Annotated in this window: 14 protein-coding genes and 2 tRNA genes; 7 read left to right on the top strand and 9 right to left on the bottom strand. The window is 66.9% G+C overall.

The window, feature by feature from the left end; translation table 11 throughout:
* Positions 1 to 129 precede the first annotated feature (129 nt).
* Positions 130 to 1,008: an AraC family transcriptional regulator gene (locus PL79_RS19135; RefSeq protein WP_044847960.1), complete on the top strand. Its 879-nt coding sequence runs from the start codon at positions 130 to 132 to the stop codon at positions 1,006 to 1,008.
* A 40-nt stretch (positions 1,009 to 1,048) separates the two neighbouring features.
* On the opposite strand, the gene PL79_RS19130 is transcribed toward PL79_RS19135, so the two are convergent.
* The 7 genes from PL79_RS19130 to tig all read right to left on the bottom strand — a co-directional run bounded on the left by PL79_RS19130 (position 1,049) and on the right by tig (position 8,407).
* Positions 1,049 to 1,513: a GNAT family N-acetyltransferase gene (locus PL79_RS19130; RefSeq protein ID WP_014896698.1), complete on the bottom strand. Its 465-nt coding sequence runs from the start codon at positions 1,511 to 1,513 to the stop codon at positions 1,049 to 1,051.
* Between the two features lie 315 nt (positions 1,514 to 1,828).
* Positions 1,829 to 1,905 (bottom strand) — tRNA-Asp (locus tag PL79_RS19125).
* 23 nt (positions 1,906 to 1,928) lie between these two features.
* A tRNA-Val gene (locus PL79_RS19120) sits at positions 1,929 to 2,004 on the bottom strand.
* Between the two features lie 205 nt (positions 2,005 to 2,209).
* Complete coding sequence (gene lon, locus PL79_RS19115) at positions 2,210 to 4,633, bottom strand: endopeptidase La (RefSeq protein WP_044843675.1); 2,424 nt, start codon at positions 4,631 to 4,633, stop codon at positions 2,210 to 2,212.
* A 197-nt stretch (positions 4,634 to 4,830) separates the two neighbouring features.
* Positions 4,831 to 6,102, bottom strand: coding sequence for an ATP-dependent Clp protease ATP-binding subunit ClpX (clpX, locus tag PL79_RS19110; RefSeq protein WP_006754177.1), 1,272 nt, complete (start codon positions 6,100 to 6,102; stop codon positions 4,831 to 4,833).
* Positions 6,103 to 6,266: 164 nt separating this feature from the next.
* Complete coding sequence (gene clpP / locus PL79_RS19105) at positions 6,267 to 6,920, bottom strand: ATP-dependent Clp endopeptidase proteolytic subunit ClpP (protein WP_006496351.1); 654 nt, start codon at positions 6,918 to 6,920, stop codon at positions 6,267 to 6,269.
* Positions 6,921 to 7,060: 140 nt separating this feature from the next.
* Positions 7,061 to 8,407, bottom strand: coding sequence for a trigger factor (gene tig, locus PL79_RS19100; RefSeq protein ID WP_044843676.1), 1,347 nt, complete (start codon positions 8,405 to 8,407; stop codon positions 7,061 to 7,063).
* Between the two features lie 387 nt (positions 8,408 to 8,794).
* Between tig and PL79_RS19095 the strand changes: the two genes are divergently transcribed.
* Together PL79_RS19095 and PL79_RS19090 are read left to right on the top strand one after the other, a co-directional pair.
* On the top strand, positions 8,795 to 9,940 hold the full coding sequence (locus PL79_RS19095) for a glycerate kinase (protein WP_044843677.1): 1,146 nt from the start codon (positions 8,795 to 8,797) through the stop codon (positions 9,938 to 9,940).
* A 62-nt stretch (positions 9,941 to 10,002) separates the two neighbouring features.
* Positions 10,003 to 10,452 carry a MarR family winged helix-turn-helix transcriptional regulator gene (locus tag PL79_RS19090; protein ID WP_044843678.1) on the top strand — a complete coding sequence of 150 codons (450 nt, stop codon included), beginning with the start codon at positions 10,003 to 10,005 and terminating at the stop codon, positions 10,450 to 10,452.
* A gap of 239 nt (positions 10,453 to 10,691) precedes the next feature.
* Here PL79_RS19090 and PL79_RS19085 read toward each other — a convergent pair whose 3' ends face one another.
* Both PL79_RS19085 and PL79_RS19080 read right to left on the bottom strand, forming a co-directional pair.
* Entirely contained in the window at positions 10,692 to 11,690 is a 999-nt protein-coding gene (locus PL79_RS19085; protein WP_044843679.1) for a 2-dehydropantoate 2-reductase, read from the bottom strand.
* Positions 11,691 to 11,791: 101 nt separating this feature from the next.
* Entirely contained in the window at positions 11,792 to 12,937 is a 1,146-nt protein-coding gene (locus tag PL79_RS19080; RefSeq protein WP_044843680.1) for a helix-turn-helix transcriptional regulator, read from the bottom strand.
* A 302-nt stretch (positions 12,938 to 13,239) separates the two neighbouring features.
* Here PL79_RS19080 and PL79_RS19075 point away from each other — a divergent pair, with 302 nt between their 5' ends.
* The 4 genes from PL79_RS19075 to PL79_RS19060 all read left to right on the top strand — a co-directional run bounded on the left by PL79_RS19075 (position 13,240) and on the right by PL79_RS19060 (position 16,977).
* Positions 13,240 to 14,286, top strand: a complete 1,047-nt coding sequence (locus PL79_RS19075; protein WP_044843681.1) for a porin — start codon at positions 13,240 to 13,242, stop codon at positions 14,284 to 14,286.
* 22 nt (positions 14,287 to 14,308) lie between these two features.
* The gene (locus PL79_RS19070) at positions 14,309 to 15,523 is read left to right on the top strand and encodes an MFS transporter (protein WP_044843682.1); all 1,215 of its coding nucleotides are present in this window, start codon (positions 14,309 to 14,311) and stop codon (positions 15,521 to 15,523) included.
* A gap of 16 nt (positions 15,524 to 15,539) precedes the next feature.
* Complete coding sequence (locus PL79_RS19065; RefSeq protein WP_044843683.1) at positions 15,540 to 16,649, top strand: class II histone deacetylase; 1,110 nt, start codon at positions 15,540 to 15,542, stop codon at positions 16,647 to 16,649.
* 97 nt (positions 16,650 to 16,746) lie between these two features.
* A complete protein-coding gene (locus tag PL79_RS19060) occupies positions 16,747 to 16,977 on the top strand; it encodes a hypothetical protein (RefSeq protein ID WP_044843684.1) in 231 nt (76 codons plus the stop codon).
* Positions 16,978 to 17,053 lie beyond the last annotated feature (76 nt).

Here is a 17,053-nt window from a genome sequence, read left to right as displayed (position 1 = left end):
CGGCCGGCACACGTGCTGCCCCATACAAAGTTCATTTGAACCGTGCATTATCGGCCGAAAAACCGCCGCATGCGCCTGCGCGGCGCCTTCTAAAATGACGGCATCGCCGCCGCGCCGACCGAATCGTCCATGAACCCGCCAGCCCAAGCCGACGCATCGAACCCGTACGACGTCATCGACATCCCGCCCGAGTTCGCGCCGACCCGCGTCCACCCGATGCGTGTCCGGGCACGGCAGGTCGACGCCGGCCGCCGGATCCCGCTGCACACGCACGCGTGGGCGCAACTTGCGTATGCATCGCGCGGCGTGCTGCGCGTCGCGACGACCGGGACGACGTGGATGGTGCCGCCGTCCCGCGCGATCTGGGTGCCGCCGCACGTCACGCACGAGGTCGTGATCGTCGAGGAAGCGTACTTGCGCACGCTGTACATCGACGAGTCGGTCGTGCCGGACGGGCTCGACGCATGCCGGGTGGTCGAGGTGACGGGCTTGCTGCGCGAACTGATCGTCGCGCTCGACGCGCGCGACCTGAGCGGCACCCGCGAACGGCTGCTGTGCGGGCTCGTGCTCGACGAGCTGAGCCGCGCCGAACCGCTGCCGCTCGCGGTGCCGATGCCCGACGAGAAGCGGCTGCGCATGCTGTGCGAGGCAGTGCTCGCGCAACCGGCGCATGCGGAATCGCTCGAACACTGGGCGAGCGAGGTGGGTGCGAGCACGCGCACGATCTCGCGGCTGTTCAGGCAGGAACTGGGCGTGAGTTTTTCGCAGTGGCGGCAGCAGGCGCTGCTTGCGCGCGCGATTCCGCTGTTGAACCAGGGGCGCCCGCTGTCGCATATCGCCCGCGAACTCGGCTACCAGAGCCAGAGCGCGTTTTCGGCGATGTTCCGGCGCGCGTTCGGCGAAAGCCCGCGCGCGTTCATGCTGCGCGGCTACGAGCATCGCGGCGCGGAAGACGGCATCGCAATCGACGACGCCCCCGACGACGACGCGATCGACGCCGCCCGCTGACCGTCGCCGCGTGGCCCCCGCGTGGGTAACCGTTACGCGCTCAAACCGGACGCACCATGTGGCGAATCGAGCCGAGCTGGGCCAGCCTCGGCCCGGTGACGCGGTAGCCCATCCGCAGGTAGAGGCGCGCGGCCGGATTGTCGACGAACACACGCAACTGCAGTTCGTGTAGCCCGCGGGCGCGCGCCCAGCGATGCGACATGTCGAGCATGTAGGTGCCGGCGCCCTGTCCGCGATGGCCGGCCGCGATCTGCACGTCGCGGATGTGCAGCGAATCGCCCTCCTCGGTCACGCGCAGCACGCCGATACGTTCGCCGTCGGCTTCCAGGATGAAGTTTTCGGATTCGCGCCAGCTCGCATAGAACAGGTCGCTGCGCCAGACGAGCCCATGGCGCTTGTAATACCCGCCCATGTTGCCGTGCGTCAGCGCCTCGGCAAACGGAAAATCGCCAGGCTCCGCGGGCCGGAGCTGATACAGCAATCGCAGGTCGGTCGGATCGAGCATCGCGCAGGGGTCAAAAACGCATTCCGCCACGATAGCGCAGTCGCGGGCGGATGCAATCGCGAATTTCTCGTAGTGGCGCCGGATCGGCGACGCAAATGAAAAAGCCCGCACGAGGCGGGCTTTTTCATTTTCTGGCGGAGCGGACGGGACTCGCCTACATCCTGCAGGCCGCGGCTGCGCGTGCACGCGCAGCCCTTCGCGTCCCGCCGGAAGCCGCGCAGGCGGCTTCCTCCGCTCCGCAGTCACGCGCCCGCGAGCGGGCACGATCAACGACGCAAATGAAAAAGCCCGCACGAGGCGGGCTTCTTCATTTTCTGGCGGAGCGGACGGGACTCGAACCCGCGACCCCCGGCGTGACAGGCCGGTATTCTAACCGACTGAACTACCGCTCCTTGGTCTGGCTGAATCGTGAAACTGGTGGGTGCTGAGGGGTTCGAACCCCCGACCTACGCCTTGTAAGGGCGCCGCTCTACCAGCTGAGCTAAGCACCCGTTTCCGATTCGTTCTGGCTGCGATCTGCGTTTCGGCATCAACAACCAGCGAGCCCGCAAGTTTAATTCATCCCCGATCATTTTGCCAAGCCCATGCGCAAAAATTTTTAACGCACGACGCTACACACGATCCCGACGCGCATAAAAAAACCCGCGGACTCGCCGCGGGTTTCGCGAACCACCGTCAGCGACGGCGTTCAGGTTCTCAGTGCTTCACGACTTCCGTCGAGCCGGCATCCTTCGCCGCCTCGCCGACCGGTGCCGCAGCCTTCGCCTCTTCTTCCGGCGGCAGCGGGGTCGGCGTACGTTCGAGCGCGAGTTCGAGCACCTTGTCGATCCAGCGGACCGGCACGATCTCGATCGCGTTCTTCACGTTGTCCGGAATGTCCGCGAGATCCTTCACGTTCTCTTCCGGGATCAGCACGAGCTTGATGCCGCCGCGATGCGCAGCCAGCAGCTTTTCCTTCAGCCCGCCGATCGGCAGCACTTCGCCACGCAGCGTGATCTCGCCCGTCATCGCGACATCGGCACGCACGGGAATGCCCGTCAGCACCGACACCAGCGCGGTCGTCATCGCACCGCCGGCGGACGGACCGTCCTTCGGCGTCGCGCCTTCCGGCACGTGGATGTGGATGTCCTGCTTCTCGAATGCTTCGTCCTTGATGCCCAGACGCCGCGAACGCGAGCGCACGACCGAACGTGCGGCCTCGACCGACTCCTTCATCACGTCGCCGAGCGAACCCGTGCGAATCACGTTGCCCTTGCCCGGCATCACCGCGGCTTCGATCGTCAGCAGGTCGCCGCCGACTTCCGTCCACGCGAGGCCCGTCACCTGACCGACCTGGTTTTCCTTCGCCGCGAGGCCGAAGTCGTACTTGCGCACGCCGAGGAACGTATCGAGGTTCTCGCCGTCGACCTTGATCGCGCCCGATGCCTTCTTCAGCAGCAGCATCTTCACGACCTTGCGGCAGATCTTCGACACTTCCCGCTCGAGCGAACGCACACCGGCTTCGCGCGTGTAGTAGCGGATGATGTCGCGGATCGCCTGCTCGGTGACCTCGATCTCGCCGTCCTTCAGACCGTTGTTCTTCTTCTGCTTCGGCAGCAGGTAACGCTGCGCGATGCTGACCTTCTCGTCTTCCGTGTAGCCCGACAGACGAATCACTTCCATCCGGTCGAGCAGCGGCGGCGGGATGTTCAGCGAGTTCGACGTCGCGACGAACATCACGTCCGACAGGTCGAAGTCGACCTCGATGTAGTGGTCGGCGAACGTGTGGTTCTGTTCCGGATCGAGCACTTCGAGCAGCGCCGACGACGGATCGCCGCGGAAATCCATGCCCATCTTGTCGACTTCGTCGAGCAGGAAGAGCGGATTGCGCACGCCGACCTTCGCGAGGCTTTGCAGGATCTTGCCCGGCATCGAGCCGATGTACGTGCGGCGGTGACCGCGGATCTCGGCTTCGTCACGCACGCCGCCGAGCGCCATCCGGACGAACTTGCGGTTCGTCGCGCGAGCGATCGACTGGCCGAGCGAGGTCTTGCCGACGCCCGGAGGCCCGACGAGGCACAGGATCGGCGCCTTGACCTTGTCCACGCGCTGTTGCACCGCGAGGTACTCGAGAATGCGTTCCTTCACCTTCTCGAGGCCGAAGTGATCCTCGTCGAGCACCTGTTCGGCGTTCGACAGATCGTTGTTGACCTTGCTCTTCTTGCGCCACGGCAGGCCGATCAGCGTGTCGATGTAGTTGCGCACGACGGTCGCTTCCGCCGACATCGGCGACATCAGCTTCAGCTTCTTGAGCTCGGCGTCGGCCTTCTTCTTCGCTTCCTTCGGCATGCGCGCGGCGTTGATGCGCTTCTCGAGTTCCTCGAGATCCGCACCCTCTTCGCCTTCGCCCAGTTCCTTCTGGATCGCCTTGACCTGTTCGTTCAGGTAGTACTCGCGCTGGCTCTTTTCCATCTGGCGCTTCACGCGTCCGCGGATGCGCTTCTCGACCTGCAGGATGTCGATCTCGGCTTCGAGCTGCGCGAGCAGGTGCTCGAGGCGCTCGATGACCGGGAACATCTCGAGGATGTGCTGCTTCTGGTCGAGCTTCAGCGGCAGACGCTCGGCGATCATGTCCGCGAGACGGCCGGCTTCGTCGATGCCCGACAGCGACGTGAGAATCTCCGGCGGGATCTTCTTGTTCAGCTTCACGTACTGGTCGAACTGCGACACGATCGCGCGGCGCAGCGCTTCCGTTTCAGCGCTGTCGGCGTGATCGGGCTCGAGCGGCATCACTTCGCAGGAGAACTGCGTCTCCTGTTCTTCGATCGACAACGCCTTCGCGCGCTGCAGGCCCTCGACGAGCACCTTCACGGTGCCGTCCGGCAGCTTCAGCATCTGCAGGATGTTGGCGATACAGCCGACCTCGTACATGTCCTTTTCGGTCGGTTCGTCCTTGGCCGCGGTTTTCTGGGCGACGAGCATGATGTGCTTGCCGCCTTCCATCGCTGCTTCGAGGGCCTTGATCGATTTCGGCCGGCCCACGAAGAGCGGAATGACCATGTGCGGGAAAACGACGACGTCCCGCAGCGGCAGCAGCGGGAGCGTGATGCGTTCCGGCGGGAGAAGTTGGGTGCCTGACATTTCATTTCCCCATGAGTGGAATCAATTGTTCGGTAATTGAGGCCGCCACAACGAATTGCAAGCCTTCAAGTGCGGGAAATATTCGGTAAGAAAGTAACCACCGCGTGTCGAGTCAGAGTTACCCACAAGATAAACGAAAAAAAGCCGCCCACGGTCTCATGAACGGCCTTTTTCGCAGAACATCGTCGGCAAGCCGGTCAGTTCGAACCCGCCACCTTCGGCGTGTCCTCATAGATCAGCAGGGGTTTGCCGTCGCCATCGATCACGTTCTCGTCGATGATGACCTTGCTGACCCCTTTCATCGCCGGCAGCTCGTACATCACGTCGAGCAATGCCTGTTCGATGATCGAACGCAAGCCGCGCGCGCCGGTCTTGCGGCGGATCGCCTTGCGGGCGACTGCCTGCAGCGCGCCCGGCCGGATTTCCAGCTCGACGCGCTCCATCGCGAACAGCTTGTGATACTGCTTGACGAGCGCGTTCTTCGGCTCGACGAGGATCTTCATCAGCGCGGCTTCATCGAGCTTGCCGAGCGTCGCGACCACCGGCAGGCGGCCGATCAATTCGGGGATCAGACCGAATTTGATCAGGTCTTCCGGTTCCGTTTCGCGCAGCACTTCGCCCGCGTCGCGTTCCTGCTTGCTCTTGACCGTCGCGCCGAAGCCGATGCCGGTTTTCTCGGTGCGATCGGTGATCACCTTCTCGAGGCCGTCGAACGCGCCGCCGCAGATGAACAGGATGTTGGTCGTGTCGACCTGGATGAAATCCTGGTTCGGATGCTTGCGGCCGCCCTGCGGCGGCACCGACGCCATCGTGCCCTCGACGAGCTTCAGCAGCGCCTGCTGGACGCCCTCGCCCGACACGTCGCGCGTGATCGACGGGTTGTCCGACTTGCGGCTGATCTTGTCGATTTCGTCGATGTAGACGATCCCGCGCTGGGCCTTGTCGACCTCGTAGTTGCAGTTCTGCAACAGCTTCTGGATGATGTTCTCGACATCCTCGCCGACGTAGCCGGCTTCGGTCAGCGTCGTCGCGTCGGCGATCACGAACGGCACGTTCAGCAACCGCGCGAGCGTCTGCGCGAGCAGCGTCTTGCCGGAGCCCGTCGGGCCGATCAGCAGGATGTTGCTCTTCGACAGCTCGACGTCGTCCTTCTTGTCGAGATGCTTCAGGCGCTTGTAGTGGTTGTACACGGCCACCGCGAGGATCTTCTTCGCACGCTCCTGGCCGATCACGTACTGATCGAGGATGTCGCGAATTTCCTGCGGGCTCGGCAGATCCGACCGGGACAGGCTGGCCTCGACGCCGGCGGCAGCCGCCTCGTCGCGAATGATCTCGTTGCAGAGGTCGATGCACTCATCGCAGATGAATACCGACGGGCCCGCGATGAGTTTCTTCACCTCATGCTGGCTCTTCCCGCAAAACGAGCAATACAACAGCTTCTCGCTGTTCGAACCTTTTTTGTCCGCCATGAATGTAGAGCCTCCGGACAGGTAGATGACATGATACGCCGAATGCTCCGAACGCCGCGCCTAGGGCGCGACCGGAGTCGGCTGGATGCGCTTGCCGCAGATGCTCAGGGCACTCGGGACGTTGCAGGGGCGCCGCGCAAATCGGGGCGGCACCCCACTTAAGCTCACGGGCGCTTCAGCAGCACCTGATCGATCAGCCCGTATGCCTTCGCGTCCTCGCTCGACATGAAGTTATCACGGTCGGTGTCGCGCGCGATGCGCTCCACGTCCTGGCCCGTATGCTGCGCGAGCAAGTTGTTCAGCCGTTCCTTCAGGTAGAGGATCTCGCGTGCCTGGATCTCGATGTCGGACGCCTGGCCGCGTGCGCCGCCGAGCGGCTGGTGAATCATCACGCGCGAGTTCGGCAGCGCGAAGCGCTTGCCCTTCGCGCCCGACGCGAGCAGGAACGCGCCCATGCTGGCCGCGAGACCCATGCACAGCGTCGACACGTCCGGCTTGATGAACTGCATCGTGTCGTAGATCGCCATGCCGGCCGACACCGAGCCGCCCGGGCTGTTGATGTAGAGGCTGATGTCCTTGTCGGGATTCTCGCTCTCGAGGAACAGCAATTGCGCGACCACGAGGTTGGCGGTCTGGTCGTTCACTTCGCCGACCATGAACACCAGGCGCTCCTTCAGGAGACGCGAATAGATATCGTACGAACGCTCGCCGCGGCCGCTCGTTTCGACGACGATCGGCACCAGCCCCAGCGCTTGCGCCTCGAAACCCTGCGGCGCGTTCGAAGCAAGCATGTCCAGCAATTCAGCGCGAGTGATCATTCAATGAACCTTGTTCGAATGGAAAATTGAACGGAGGGAAGCCGCCCGCTCAATCGCCATATTAATGGCAACCGTGCGCTTGACGTAAAAACGGCGTGCGGGCCGTCGCTCCGACAGCCGGCACGCCGCTAGAGCAACACTTACGCTTGCGCCGATGCGCTCGCGAGTGCCTCGAAGCTCACTTCCTTGTCCGTCACCTTTGCCTTGCCCAGCACGAAGTCGACGACGTTGCTTTCAACGACGAACGCTTCCATCTCGGCGAGGCGCTGCTGGTTCGAATAATACCAGCGGACCACTTCCTTCGGGTCTTCGTAGCTCTTCGCGAACTCGTCGACTTCCGCGCGGATCTGTTCCGGCTTCGCTTCGAGGCCGTTCGACTTCACGAGCTCGGCCAGCACGAGGCCCAGCTTCACGCGACGCTCTGCCTGCTCGGCGAACATCTCGGCCGGGATCGGTGCGTCCTTCGCGTTCGGCACGCCGCGCTGCGCCAGATCCTGGCGAGCCATTTCGACGAGACGTTGCTGGTCTTGTTCGATCAGCGCCTTCGGCACGTCGAGTTCGGAAATCTTCAGCAGCGCGTCCATCACCTGGTTCTTGACGATGGCTTGCGTGCGACGCTTCGCTTCGCGCTCGAGGTTTTCCTTGATTTCGGCGCGCATCTTCGTCAGGTCGCCGTCTTCGATGCCGAGCGACTTCGCGAATTCGGCGTCGATTTCCGGCAGGTGCGGCCATTCGATCTTCTTCATCGTGACCGTGAATTGCGCCGTCTTGCCCGCCACGTCCTTGCCGTGGTAGTCGTCCGGGAACTTCAGCTCGAACGTGCGCTGTTCGCCGGCCTTCAGGCCGAGCGCCGCCGTTTCGAATTCCGGCAGCATGCGGCCTTCGCCGAGCACGAACGGGAAGTCTTCGGCCGTGCCGCCCTGGAACGCGACGTCGTCGATCTTGCCGACGAAGTCGACCGTCACGCGGTCGCCGTTCTTCGCTGCGGTGTCCTCACCGCCGTCGCCGTGCTCGCCGGCTTCGCCGCGAGCGTGGTAGTGCACGCGCTGCTTGCGCAGGATGTCCAGCGTGCGGTCGATTTCGGCGTCGCCGATCGACGTCGTCGAGCGCTCGACTTCAGCCGTCGCCAGATCGCCGATCTTCACTTCCGGGTAGACCTCGAACGTCGCGTCGAACGCGTACGCATCTTCAGCCTGTTCCTGCTTCGGCTCGAAGCTCGGCTGGCCGGCGACGCGCAGGTTTTCCGCGCGGCTGATCGTGAAGAATTCCTGGCCGATCTTGTCGCTCAGCACTTCCGCCTCGACCTGACCCGAGTATTGCTGGGCGACCATCTTCAGCGGCACCTTGCCCGGGCGGAAACCCGGCATGCGAACGTTCTTCGCGAGTTTCTGGATACGGGCGTCGATTTCCTTCTGCACGGTGTCCTTCGGCAGGGAAATCGTCACGCGGCGTTCAAGCTTGCCGAGGTTCTCAACAACGTTAGCCATGGCTTCAATCGTCCTAAAATTATTCGAGCGAATCGGGTTTTCCTTGCCGTGCCTGCCTGCGGCGTGAGGTGCGTCTCACGCACACGCCGCGCCGGAGCGCCACGCCATCCCTGCACGCGCCGGATGGCTAGCGCAAGCGGCTCGGAGCACGGCTTTGGCCGGAAGAATCGACTATTCTAGCAAACAATCTTCCTCATACCGCCAGATCGGCACGACAACCGTGCGCACCCGCATTGCCGCCCGCTCCCGCGCGCGGCAATGCGCGCGGATCGCCGCTATGCCGAACGCCGTATCCACCGCGGGCCCACCATCCTGTAAGCTCCGATTGAAGGTGCGCCGCGGCCGCGGCCGCCATTCTTCACACCAATCACGCCTTCCGGAGACACCATGCCGCAACACCCGTCCGCGCCTGTCGTCGTCATCGCGCCCGATTCGTTCAAAGGCTCGCTTTCCGCCGAGCAGGTCGCGGACGCGATCGCCACCGGCATCCGCCGCGCCCGGCCCGACGCGGTCGTGCGCTGCTGCCCGATGGCCGACGGCGGCGAAGGCACGCTCGATGCGATGCTGGCAAGCGGCGGCACGCGGCGCACGCTGCAGGTGGCCGGCGCGTCGCTCGCCGCACGCGATGCGGCGGTCGGCGTGATCGACGCGCGCACCGCGATCGTCGAGACGGCCGAGATCGTCGGCATTACCGATGCGGTCGGCATGAGCGTGCCGGTCGACGCGCGCAGCACGCGCGGCATGGGCGAAGCGATCCGCACGCTGCTCGACGAGGGCGTGCGCCGCTTCTTCGTCGCGCTCGGCGGCAGCAGCACCAACGACGCGGGCGCAGGGTTGCTCGCGGGCCTCGGCCTGCAATGCTTCGACGCGGCCGGCCAGCCGGTCGAACCCGTCCCGGCACGACTCGCCGACATCGCGCGGATCGACGCGGCGGGGCTCGATCCGCGCCTGCAGGACGCGGAATTCATCGGCATGTCCGACGTCGACAACCCGCTGACGGGCGCGCATGGCGCGACCGCGGTATTCGGTCCGCAAAAGGGCGTGACGCCCGCGCAGGTCGCGACCCTCGACGCCGCGCTCGGCCATTTCGCCGACCTGCTCGAGACCGCGCTCGACCGGCGCTGCCGCGACCTGGCCGGTGCCGGCGCCGCGGGCGGCCTCGGCTTCGCGCTGCACATGCTCGGCGCGCAGTTCGAAGCCGGCGCGGAAGTCGTCGCGCGGCAGGTCGGGCTCGATGCGGCACTGGCCGGCGCCGACTGGCTGATCACCGGCGAAGGCCGCTCCGACGTGCAGACGCTGCACGGCAAGGCGCCGTTCATCGCGTGCCGCCATGCGCGGGTCGCGGGCGTGCCCGCGTCGCTGCTGTCGGGCGCGGTCGACCCGGCCGCGCTGCCGCGCCTGTCCGAACACTTTTCCGGCTGCTTCTCGCCGGCGCCCGGCCCGATCACGCTCGACGTCGCGATCCGCGACGCGGCGAACCTGCTCGCGAACGAAGCGGAACAGTTGACACGGCTGAAGTACGGCGCACACTGACCGTTGACCCGAGCGCGCGATACAGGAACAATCGGGCCCGCCCTTTTTCTTCAGGATTCGACATGAAAGGCCGACAAGCCGGGCTCGACCAGTTTCTGACCTATCGCCTCCATGCGCTCGCGAAGCGATCCGACCGCGGGATCGCCGACGTGTACCGGCACAAGCTGGACATCTCGCTGCCCGAGGCGCGCGTGATCGCCGCCGTCGGCGCCTTCGGTCCGTTTTCGATCATGGATCTCGCGCGCCACACCAATCTCGACAAGAGCCAGGCGAGCCGCGCGGCGGAAGCGCTGCTGCGCCAGGGGCTGCTCGAGCGCAGCGCGAGCGAGGAGGATGGCCGGATCGTGCTGATCGCGCTGACCACCGACGGCCGCGCGCTGCATCGCAAGATCATGCCGATCGTGCGCAAGTGGAATGAAGGCTTGCTCGCGTGCCTGTCCGACAGCGAGCGCCAGACGTTCGAGCGGCTGCTCGACAAGGTGGTCGCGAACGCGATCGAACGCGACGACTGAACCGCTTGGCGGGCGTAGTCGGCGCCGCCCCTATCGCGAAGGTGCGGCATGGGCTGCAATCGCTGCGGCCGCGCACATGTTTCAGGCGCGCTCCCGCGCCTGCCGCTTTACCCGGATTTATTCGGATGAATCCCGCGGGCCGCCCGAGTCGCGCAAGCGTGGGCGGCGGCCCGGGCGACCGCTCGCCGTTTCGTCATTCTTCCCTGCATGCCGGCCATCGCCGCCGCGCTCTCGCTCCGCTACAGCCCGCTGTTCGCCGCACGCTGACGCAGCAACCCCAGCACCGCGTCGCAATACGGCGTCGGCACGCCGAGCTTGCGCCCCAGTTCCGGAAACACACCGAGGATCGGCCCGATTTCCAGCGGCCGCCCGGCCTCGAAATCCTGCAGCATCGATGTCTTGAACGCGCCGAGCTTGCGCGTCACGGCAATCCGCTCCGGCCCGCTCATCCCCGCATCGAGGCCGAGCTGCGCGCCGATCGCGGCCGCCTCCTCCATCATCCGCAACGCGAGATCCCGCGTGAACGGATCGTCGAGCAGCTGCTCGGCGGTCGAACCCGTCAGCGCGCTCAACGGATTCATGTTCATGTTGCCCCACAGCTTCGCCCAGATCTCGGTGCGGATCGCCGGCGTCGACTCGACGTCGAAGCCGCCCGCGGCGAGCGCCGCCGCGAACCGCGCGGTCGGCGCGGCGAGCCGGTGATCGGGCGAGCCGACGATCAGGCGGTTGCCGCGGCCGCGGCGCACGACCCCCGGCGCATCGGTGCTCGACGACAGGTGCACGACGCAGCCGATCGCCTGTGCGGGCGGCAACGCCGCCGAGACCGCACCCGCCGGGTCGATCGCGTCGAGCGGCACGCCGTCGAGCGGGCCCGCGAGCCCGTGCGTGAACCACCACGGCAGCCCGTTCATCGCGGCGACGATCACCGTGCCGGGCCCGACCAGCGGCGCGATGCGCGCGGCCAGCGCCGGCAGCGCCTGCGCCTTCAGCGCGATCACCACGTAGTCCTGCACGCCGAGCACGGCCGCGTCGTCGCTCGCGCGCACCGGGACCGACGACATGACGCCCGCCTCGTCGAGCACGCGCACGCCGTGCGTGTCCAGTGCATCGAGCGTCGCACCGCGCGCGAATGCGCTCACCGTCATGCCGGCCCGCGACAGCGCGGCCGCGAGCAACCCGCCGATCGCGCCGACACCGACCACCGCCGCGCGCACCGACCCTGAATTCGTGTCGTTCATGATGGAAATCCGTCTACCGGGAGCTGACGAGCATAACGCTCAATGGTTGCGGATACAACCATTCGCGCCGGCACCCGCATGCCTGTGCCGGAACGAGCGATTCAGCGCGCCGCGCCACCCGCCTCCACCGGCTCGTCGTCGGTCGGGCCGCCCGTCGCGCCGAGCACGCCGGCGATCTGGCTCTTGTCGTGCATGCCGAGCTTGCGGTACGCGCAGCGCAGGTAGTGACGCACGGTCGTCGGCGAAATCGCCATCTGCTGCGCGACCTCCTTGTGCGAACGGCCGGCACCGTAATAGCGGATCGCCGCCAGCTCGCGCGGACTCAGCCGGTCGAGCAGCGAGCGCGGCCGCGCCTCGATCTGGAACAGTCCCGCGACGGGCACGCACCGGATGCGCAACGCATCGCCGATGAACGGCTGGCCCGACTGGCGCCGCACGTGCGCGACCAGCGGCTCCGGTACGCGCGGGCCCGTCCACGCCGGCCATTCGGTGCGCAGCACGTCGTCGAAGCCGTGATCGGCGTGATGCAGCACGCCGAAGTTGTCGCACAGCGCGCGCGCCGCCGGCGCCACCGCGTCGCCGCGCTCGCGCGTGAGCTGCGCCGCGCGATTGATCGTCAGCGCGGCCGCCAGATGCGGGATCACCTCCTCGAAGCGGCTCGCGTCGTCGTCGCTGAACGGACGGTTCAGGCCCTGGCGGTAGATCGACATGAACGTCGTCAGCCCGAAGCGGCGGTCGAGCGTACACACGCACATCAGTTGCGCCAGCCCGTACTTCACGCACCAGTCGCGAAACCGCGCGTCGAACCCGGGCTCGACGACCGACAATCGCACCGCGCGACCGTGCGCGCCGAGCAGCGTGCGCTGCGCGAGCGGATCGCAGTCGCGCACGCGTTTCCAGTCGCTGAAGAACGCATGCGGCAGACGGTACAGGAAACTGTTGTGCATCACGGGGCCGGTCGGCACGTGCGTCGCGACGCCGGTCCACGCGGCGTCGAACGGGATGAGCCCCTGCAGCAGCGAAAAGAAGCGGCACTCGAATTCGCCGATGCCCGACTGCGCGGCGAGCGCGTACAGATCGAGCAGCATCAGGCCGAGTTCGCGCCGCGCCGCGTCGCCGCGCGTCACGCCGTCGAAATCGGCGCGGCGCGGCGGCAGCGGCGGCCACGCGGATTCGTCGAGCACGATCGCGGCCGGCACGTCGCGCAACGCGTCGAGATCCTGCCCGATATCCGTCGTGATCCTCACCTTCCGCTCCCCTGCCCGATCGGGCCGCTGATGCGCGCAACGCAGACCGGCCGATTATAGCGACCGGCATTTTTGGCGGGCGCCGCCGCCGGAGTACACGACAGCCCCATCCATTTGAACGGGACGCCGCCCGTTGCTGCCGCGCAGCACGCCGCGCCACGGCGTCGCGGCGCGTCCATGCCGTGCACCGCGGGTTTTCCATACCGTTCATCTGCACGACTGTTCGCCGGTTTTCCCGCTGCGGACACTGCGTCGCGACAACACCAACGACAAACGATGCAGGACGGTATGGAGAACCCCACGTGATGACACCCCGCTTCATCCGCACGGCGACGGCCGCCGTTGCGCTCGCCGCGTGCAGCCTCGCCGCGCACGCGCAATCGACCCTCACGCTGTACGGCGCGCTCGACGCCGGCGTGCAGTACCTGACGCATGCCGACGGACGGCACGCGGCCGTGCAGTTGCAGAACTACGGCATCCTGCCGTCGCAGGTCGGGCTCAAGGGCAGCGAGGATCTCGGCGGCGGCTGGCGCGCGCTGTTCAAGCTCGAACAGGGTCTCAACCTCAACGACGGCACCGCGACCGTCCCCGGCTACGCGTTCTTCCGCGGCGCGTACGTCGGCATCGCGGGGCCCGTCGGCACCGTCACGCTCGGCCGGCAGTTCAGCGTGCTGTTCGACAAGACGCTGTTCTACGACCCGCTGTGGTACGCGTCGTACAGCGGCCAGGGCGTGCTCGTGCCGATGAACGCGAACTTCATCGACCACTCGATCAAGTACCAGTCGCCGGCGTTCGCCGGCTTCGATGTCGAGGCCCTCGCCGCGACCGCCGGCGTCGCGGGCAATACGCGCGCCGGGCGCGTGCTCGAACTCGGCGGCCAGTACACGAGCAACGGGCTGTCGGTCAGCGCGGTGCTGCATCAGGCGCACGGCGACGCGTCGGCGGCTGACGACGCGTCCGCGCGCCGCCGCGAGCTCGGCACGCTCGCCGCGCGTTATGCGTTCGCGACGCTGCCGCTCACCGTCTACGCGGGCGTCGAACGCCTGACCGGCGACCTCGATGCGGCGCGCACGATCGTCTGGGGCGGCGCGCGCTACCTGACGTCGGGCGGAATCGGGCTGAACGCGGGCGTCTACCACACCGATTCGCATACGCCGGCGATCGGCCACCCGACGCTGTTCATCGCGAGCACCACCTACGCGCTGTCGAAACGCACCGTCGCCTACCTGAACCTCGGTTATGCGCGCAACAGCGGCCAGAGTTCGCAGACCGTCTACGAATACGACCCGACGCCGCTCGCCGGCGCATCGCAGTTCGGCGCGATGGTCGGCATGTACCACCTGTTCTGATTCCGTCCAGCGAGATCCCGCCATGAAAACCCTTTGCTCCACCGATGCCGCACTGCCGTCCGACGGCCGCGCGTCGCCGTTCGCGCGCTCGACGCTCGTCGCCCTCGTCGTGTTCGCGGCCATCACGCCGCTGCTGCTGCTCGTCGCGCCGGCCGTTGCCGGTCAGTTGGCGACGCAACTCGGGCTGTCCGCGTCGCAGATCGGCACCTACTTCTTCGTCGAACTCGGTGCGTTCAGCCTCGCGACCGTGCCGTCGTACCTGTGGCTCGGCCGCGTCGATGCGCGCCGCGTTGCCGCCTGCGCGATCGCGCTGTTCGGCGCGGGCAATCTCCTGACCGCACTGTGGATGCCCGGCTTCGTCACGCTGCTCGCGCTGCGAGCCGTCACCGCGCTCGGCGGCGGCTCGCTGATGGTGCTCTGCATGACCAGTGCGGCCACCAGCGAGAACAGCGATCGCGTGTACGGCCTCTGGGTCGTCGGCCAGTTGATCGCCGGCGCGATCGGCCTGTTCGTGCTGCCGCACGTGTTCGCCGCGTTCGGGCTGCGCGCGCTGTACGTCGCGCTGGCCGTGCTCGCGCTGCTTGCCGCGCCGCTGTCGCGCGGCTTTCCGGCGACGCTCGGTGCGCGGCGCGCGTCGGCGCGGGCCGCGCGCGGCGCCGCGACGCCGCAGCGCTTCGTCGCGCTCGCGATCGGTGCGGTGCTGACGTTCTATCTCGCGATCGGCAGCGTGTGGACCTTCGCGAGCCGCGCGGCGGCGGAAGCCGGACTCGATCCGCAATCGACCGGCAACGTGCTCGCGATCGCGAGCGTGATGGGGATTGCCGGCGCGGCGCTCGCATCCTGCGCGGGCGGCCGGCTTGCGCGGCGCACGATGCTGGCCACCGGTTACGCGCTGCTCGCGGCGTCGCTCGTCGCACTCGCCGCGCTGCCGCATGCGCACGGCTACAGCGCCGCGATCTTCGCGTTCAAGTTCGCGTGGACGTTCGTACTGCCGTTCATTCTCGCGACCGTCGCGCAGATCGATACGTCCGGGCGCCTCGTCGCGACGCTCAATTTCGTGATCGGTGCGGGCCTCGCGGCCGGCCCGCTGCTCGCCGGGCTGTTGCTCGATGCCGGCGGCACGATGCACGCGCTGTTCGCGGCCGCCACTGCCGTCGCGATCGCGTCGTTCGCCGCGCTGCGCCATATCGATCGCCGCGCGCGGATTGCCGCGGCTGCCGTTTCCTCCCAACCGTGACAGGTCAAGCACATCCATGAATCGCACTGCCTTCTTCACCGACGAACGCACGTTCTGGCACACCGGCGGCACGCACGCGCTGTTCTTCCCGGTCGGCGGCTGGGTCCAGCCGCCATCGAGCGCCGGCTACGCGGAATCGCCCGATTCGAAGCGGCGCTTCCTGTCGCTCGTGCAGGCGTCGGGCCTTGCCGCTCACCTCGACCTGCGCGGTGCCGCGCCGGCCACCACCGGCGATCTGCTGCGGATTCATCCGGCGAGCTATCTCGACGCGTTCCGCGCGCTCAGCGATGCGAACGGCGGCGACCTCGGCGATCTCGCGCCGTTCGGCAAAGGGAGCTACGAGATCGCCGCGCTGTCCGCCGGCCTCGCGATCGCGGCAGTCGACACGGTCGTCGGCGGGCATGCGGCCAACGCGTTCTCGCTGTCGCGCCCGCCTGGCCATCACTGCCTGCGCGATCGCCCGATGGGCTTCTGCCTGCTCGCGAACATCCCGATCGCGATCGAGGCCGCGCGCGCGAAGCATGCGATCGAGCGCGTCGCGGTGATCGACTGGGACGTGCATCACGGCAACGGCACGCAGTCGATCTACTACGACGATCCGGACACGCTGACGATCTCGCTGCACCAGGACCGCTGCTTTCCGCCCGGCTACAGCGGCGGCGACGAGCGCGGCGAAGGCGCGGGCGTCGGCGCGAACCTGAACGTGCCGCTGCTCGCGGGCAGCGGCGACGACGCGTATCGCCATGCGTTCGAGCGGATCGTGCTGCCGGCGCTGGAACGGTTCCGGCCGGAGCTGATCGTCGTCGCGAGCGGTCTCGATGCAAGCGCGGTCGACCCGCTCGCGCGCATGCAGTTGCATACCGACAGTTACCGGTACATGACGCGAGCGGTGAAGGAGGCGGCACGGCGCCACTGCGACGGACGGCTCGTGATCGTGCACGAAGGCGGCTATTCGGAGGCTTACGTGCCGTTCTGCGGACTCGCGATCGTCGAGGAACTGGCCGGTATCCGCACCGAGGTCGCCGATCCGATGCTCGACCTCGCGATCGCGCAGCAGCCAGGCGAGCGGTTCGTCACGTTCCAGCGCGAGCTGCTCGACGAACTGGCCGTGTCGTTCGGGTTGTAACGCGCGCTCACCAACGAGACGGGGCCGGCCCTTGCGCGATCGGTGCGGATGGGGTTTCCTGTGCTTTTATACCTGCCAGGCTTGGGCCCTTCTTCAGATGAAATCGTCTCCGCGCGAACCCGACACCAACGACAAAGCGCGCCGCCAGCCTTCGAAGCTCGCCCTGAATATCGCCGCGGTGCTGGTCGGCCTCGTCACGTTCGCGATCGGCGTCGCGTGGTTGATCTATAGCTGGATCGTCGATCGCGAAGCGCAGTATTTCGCGATTCCGCTGGTGTTTTCGGTGCCGGTGATCGTGGCGGTCGCGGTGCGGAGTTTCTGGGACTAGGCGCGCGCGGAACGACAAAGCGCCGCGGTCGGTCGACGCGCGGCGCTTTTTTTTGAACGGCCCTTGGGCGGAGCCC

The sequence above is a fragment of the Burkholderia sp. USMB20 genome, assembly GCF_000949135.2.
Lineage (GTDB): Bacteria > Pseudomonadota > Gammaproteobacteria > Burkholderiales > Burkholderiaceae > Burkholderia.
This window is presented reverse-complemented; position numbering and strand designations above follow the sequence as displayed.

Excerpts from the sequence above, each read along its gene's own strand:
- PL79_RS19135 (WP_044847960.1), top strand. The coding sequence starts at position 130 with ATGAACCCGCCAGCCCAAGCCGACGCATCGAACCCGTACGACGTCATC.
- PL79_RS19130 (WP_014896698.1), bottom strand. The coding sequence starts at position 1,513 with ATGCTCGATCCGACCGACCTGCGATTGCTGTATCAGCTCCGGCCCGCG.
- lon (WP_044843675.1), bottom strand. The coding sequence starts at position 4,633 with ATGTCAGGCACCCAACTTCTCCCGCCGGAACGCATCACGCTCCCGCTG.
- clpX (WP_006754177.1), bottom strand. The coding sequence starts at position 6,102 with ATGGCGGACAAAAAAGGTTCGAACAGCGAGAAGCTGTTGTATTGCTCG.
- clpP (WP_006496351.1), bottom strand. The coding sequence starts at position 6,920 with ATGATCACTCGCGCTGAATTGCTGGACATGCTTGCTTCGAACGCGCCG.
- tig (WP_044843676.1), bottom strand. The coding sequence starts at position 8,407 with ATGGCTAACGTTGTTGAGAACCTCGGCAAGCTTGAACGCCGCGTGACG.
- PL79_RS19095 (WP_044843677.1), top strand. The coding sequence starts at position 8,795 with ATGCCGCAACACCCGTCCGCGCCTGTCGTCGTCATCGCGCCCGATTCG.
- PL79_RS19090 (WP_044843678.1), top strand. The coding sequence starts at position 10,003 with ATGAAAGGCCGACAAGCCGGGCTCGACCAGTTTCTGACCTATCGCCTC.
- PL79_RS19085 (WP_044843679.1), bottom strand. The coding sequence starts at position 11,690 with ATGAACGACACGAATTCAGGGTCGGTGCGCGCGGCGGTGGTCGGTGTC.
- PL79_RS19070 (WP_044843682.1), top strand. The coding sequence starts at position 14,309 with ATGAAAACCCTTTGCTCCACCGATGCCGCACTGCCGTCCGACGGCCGC.
- PL79_RS19065 (WP_044843683.1), top strand. The coding sequence starts at position 15,540 with ATGAATCGCACTGCCTTCTTCACCGACGAACGCACGTTCTGGCACACC.
- PL79_RS19060 (WP_044843684.1), top strand. The coding sequence starts at position 16,747 with ATGAAATCGTCTCCGCGCGAACCCGACACCAACGACAAAGCGCGCCGC.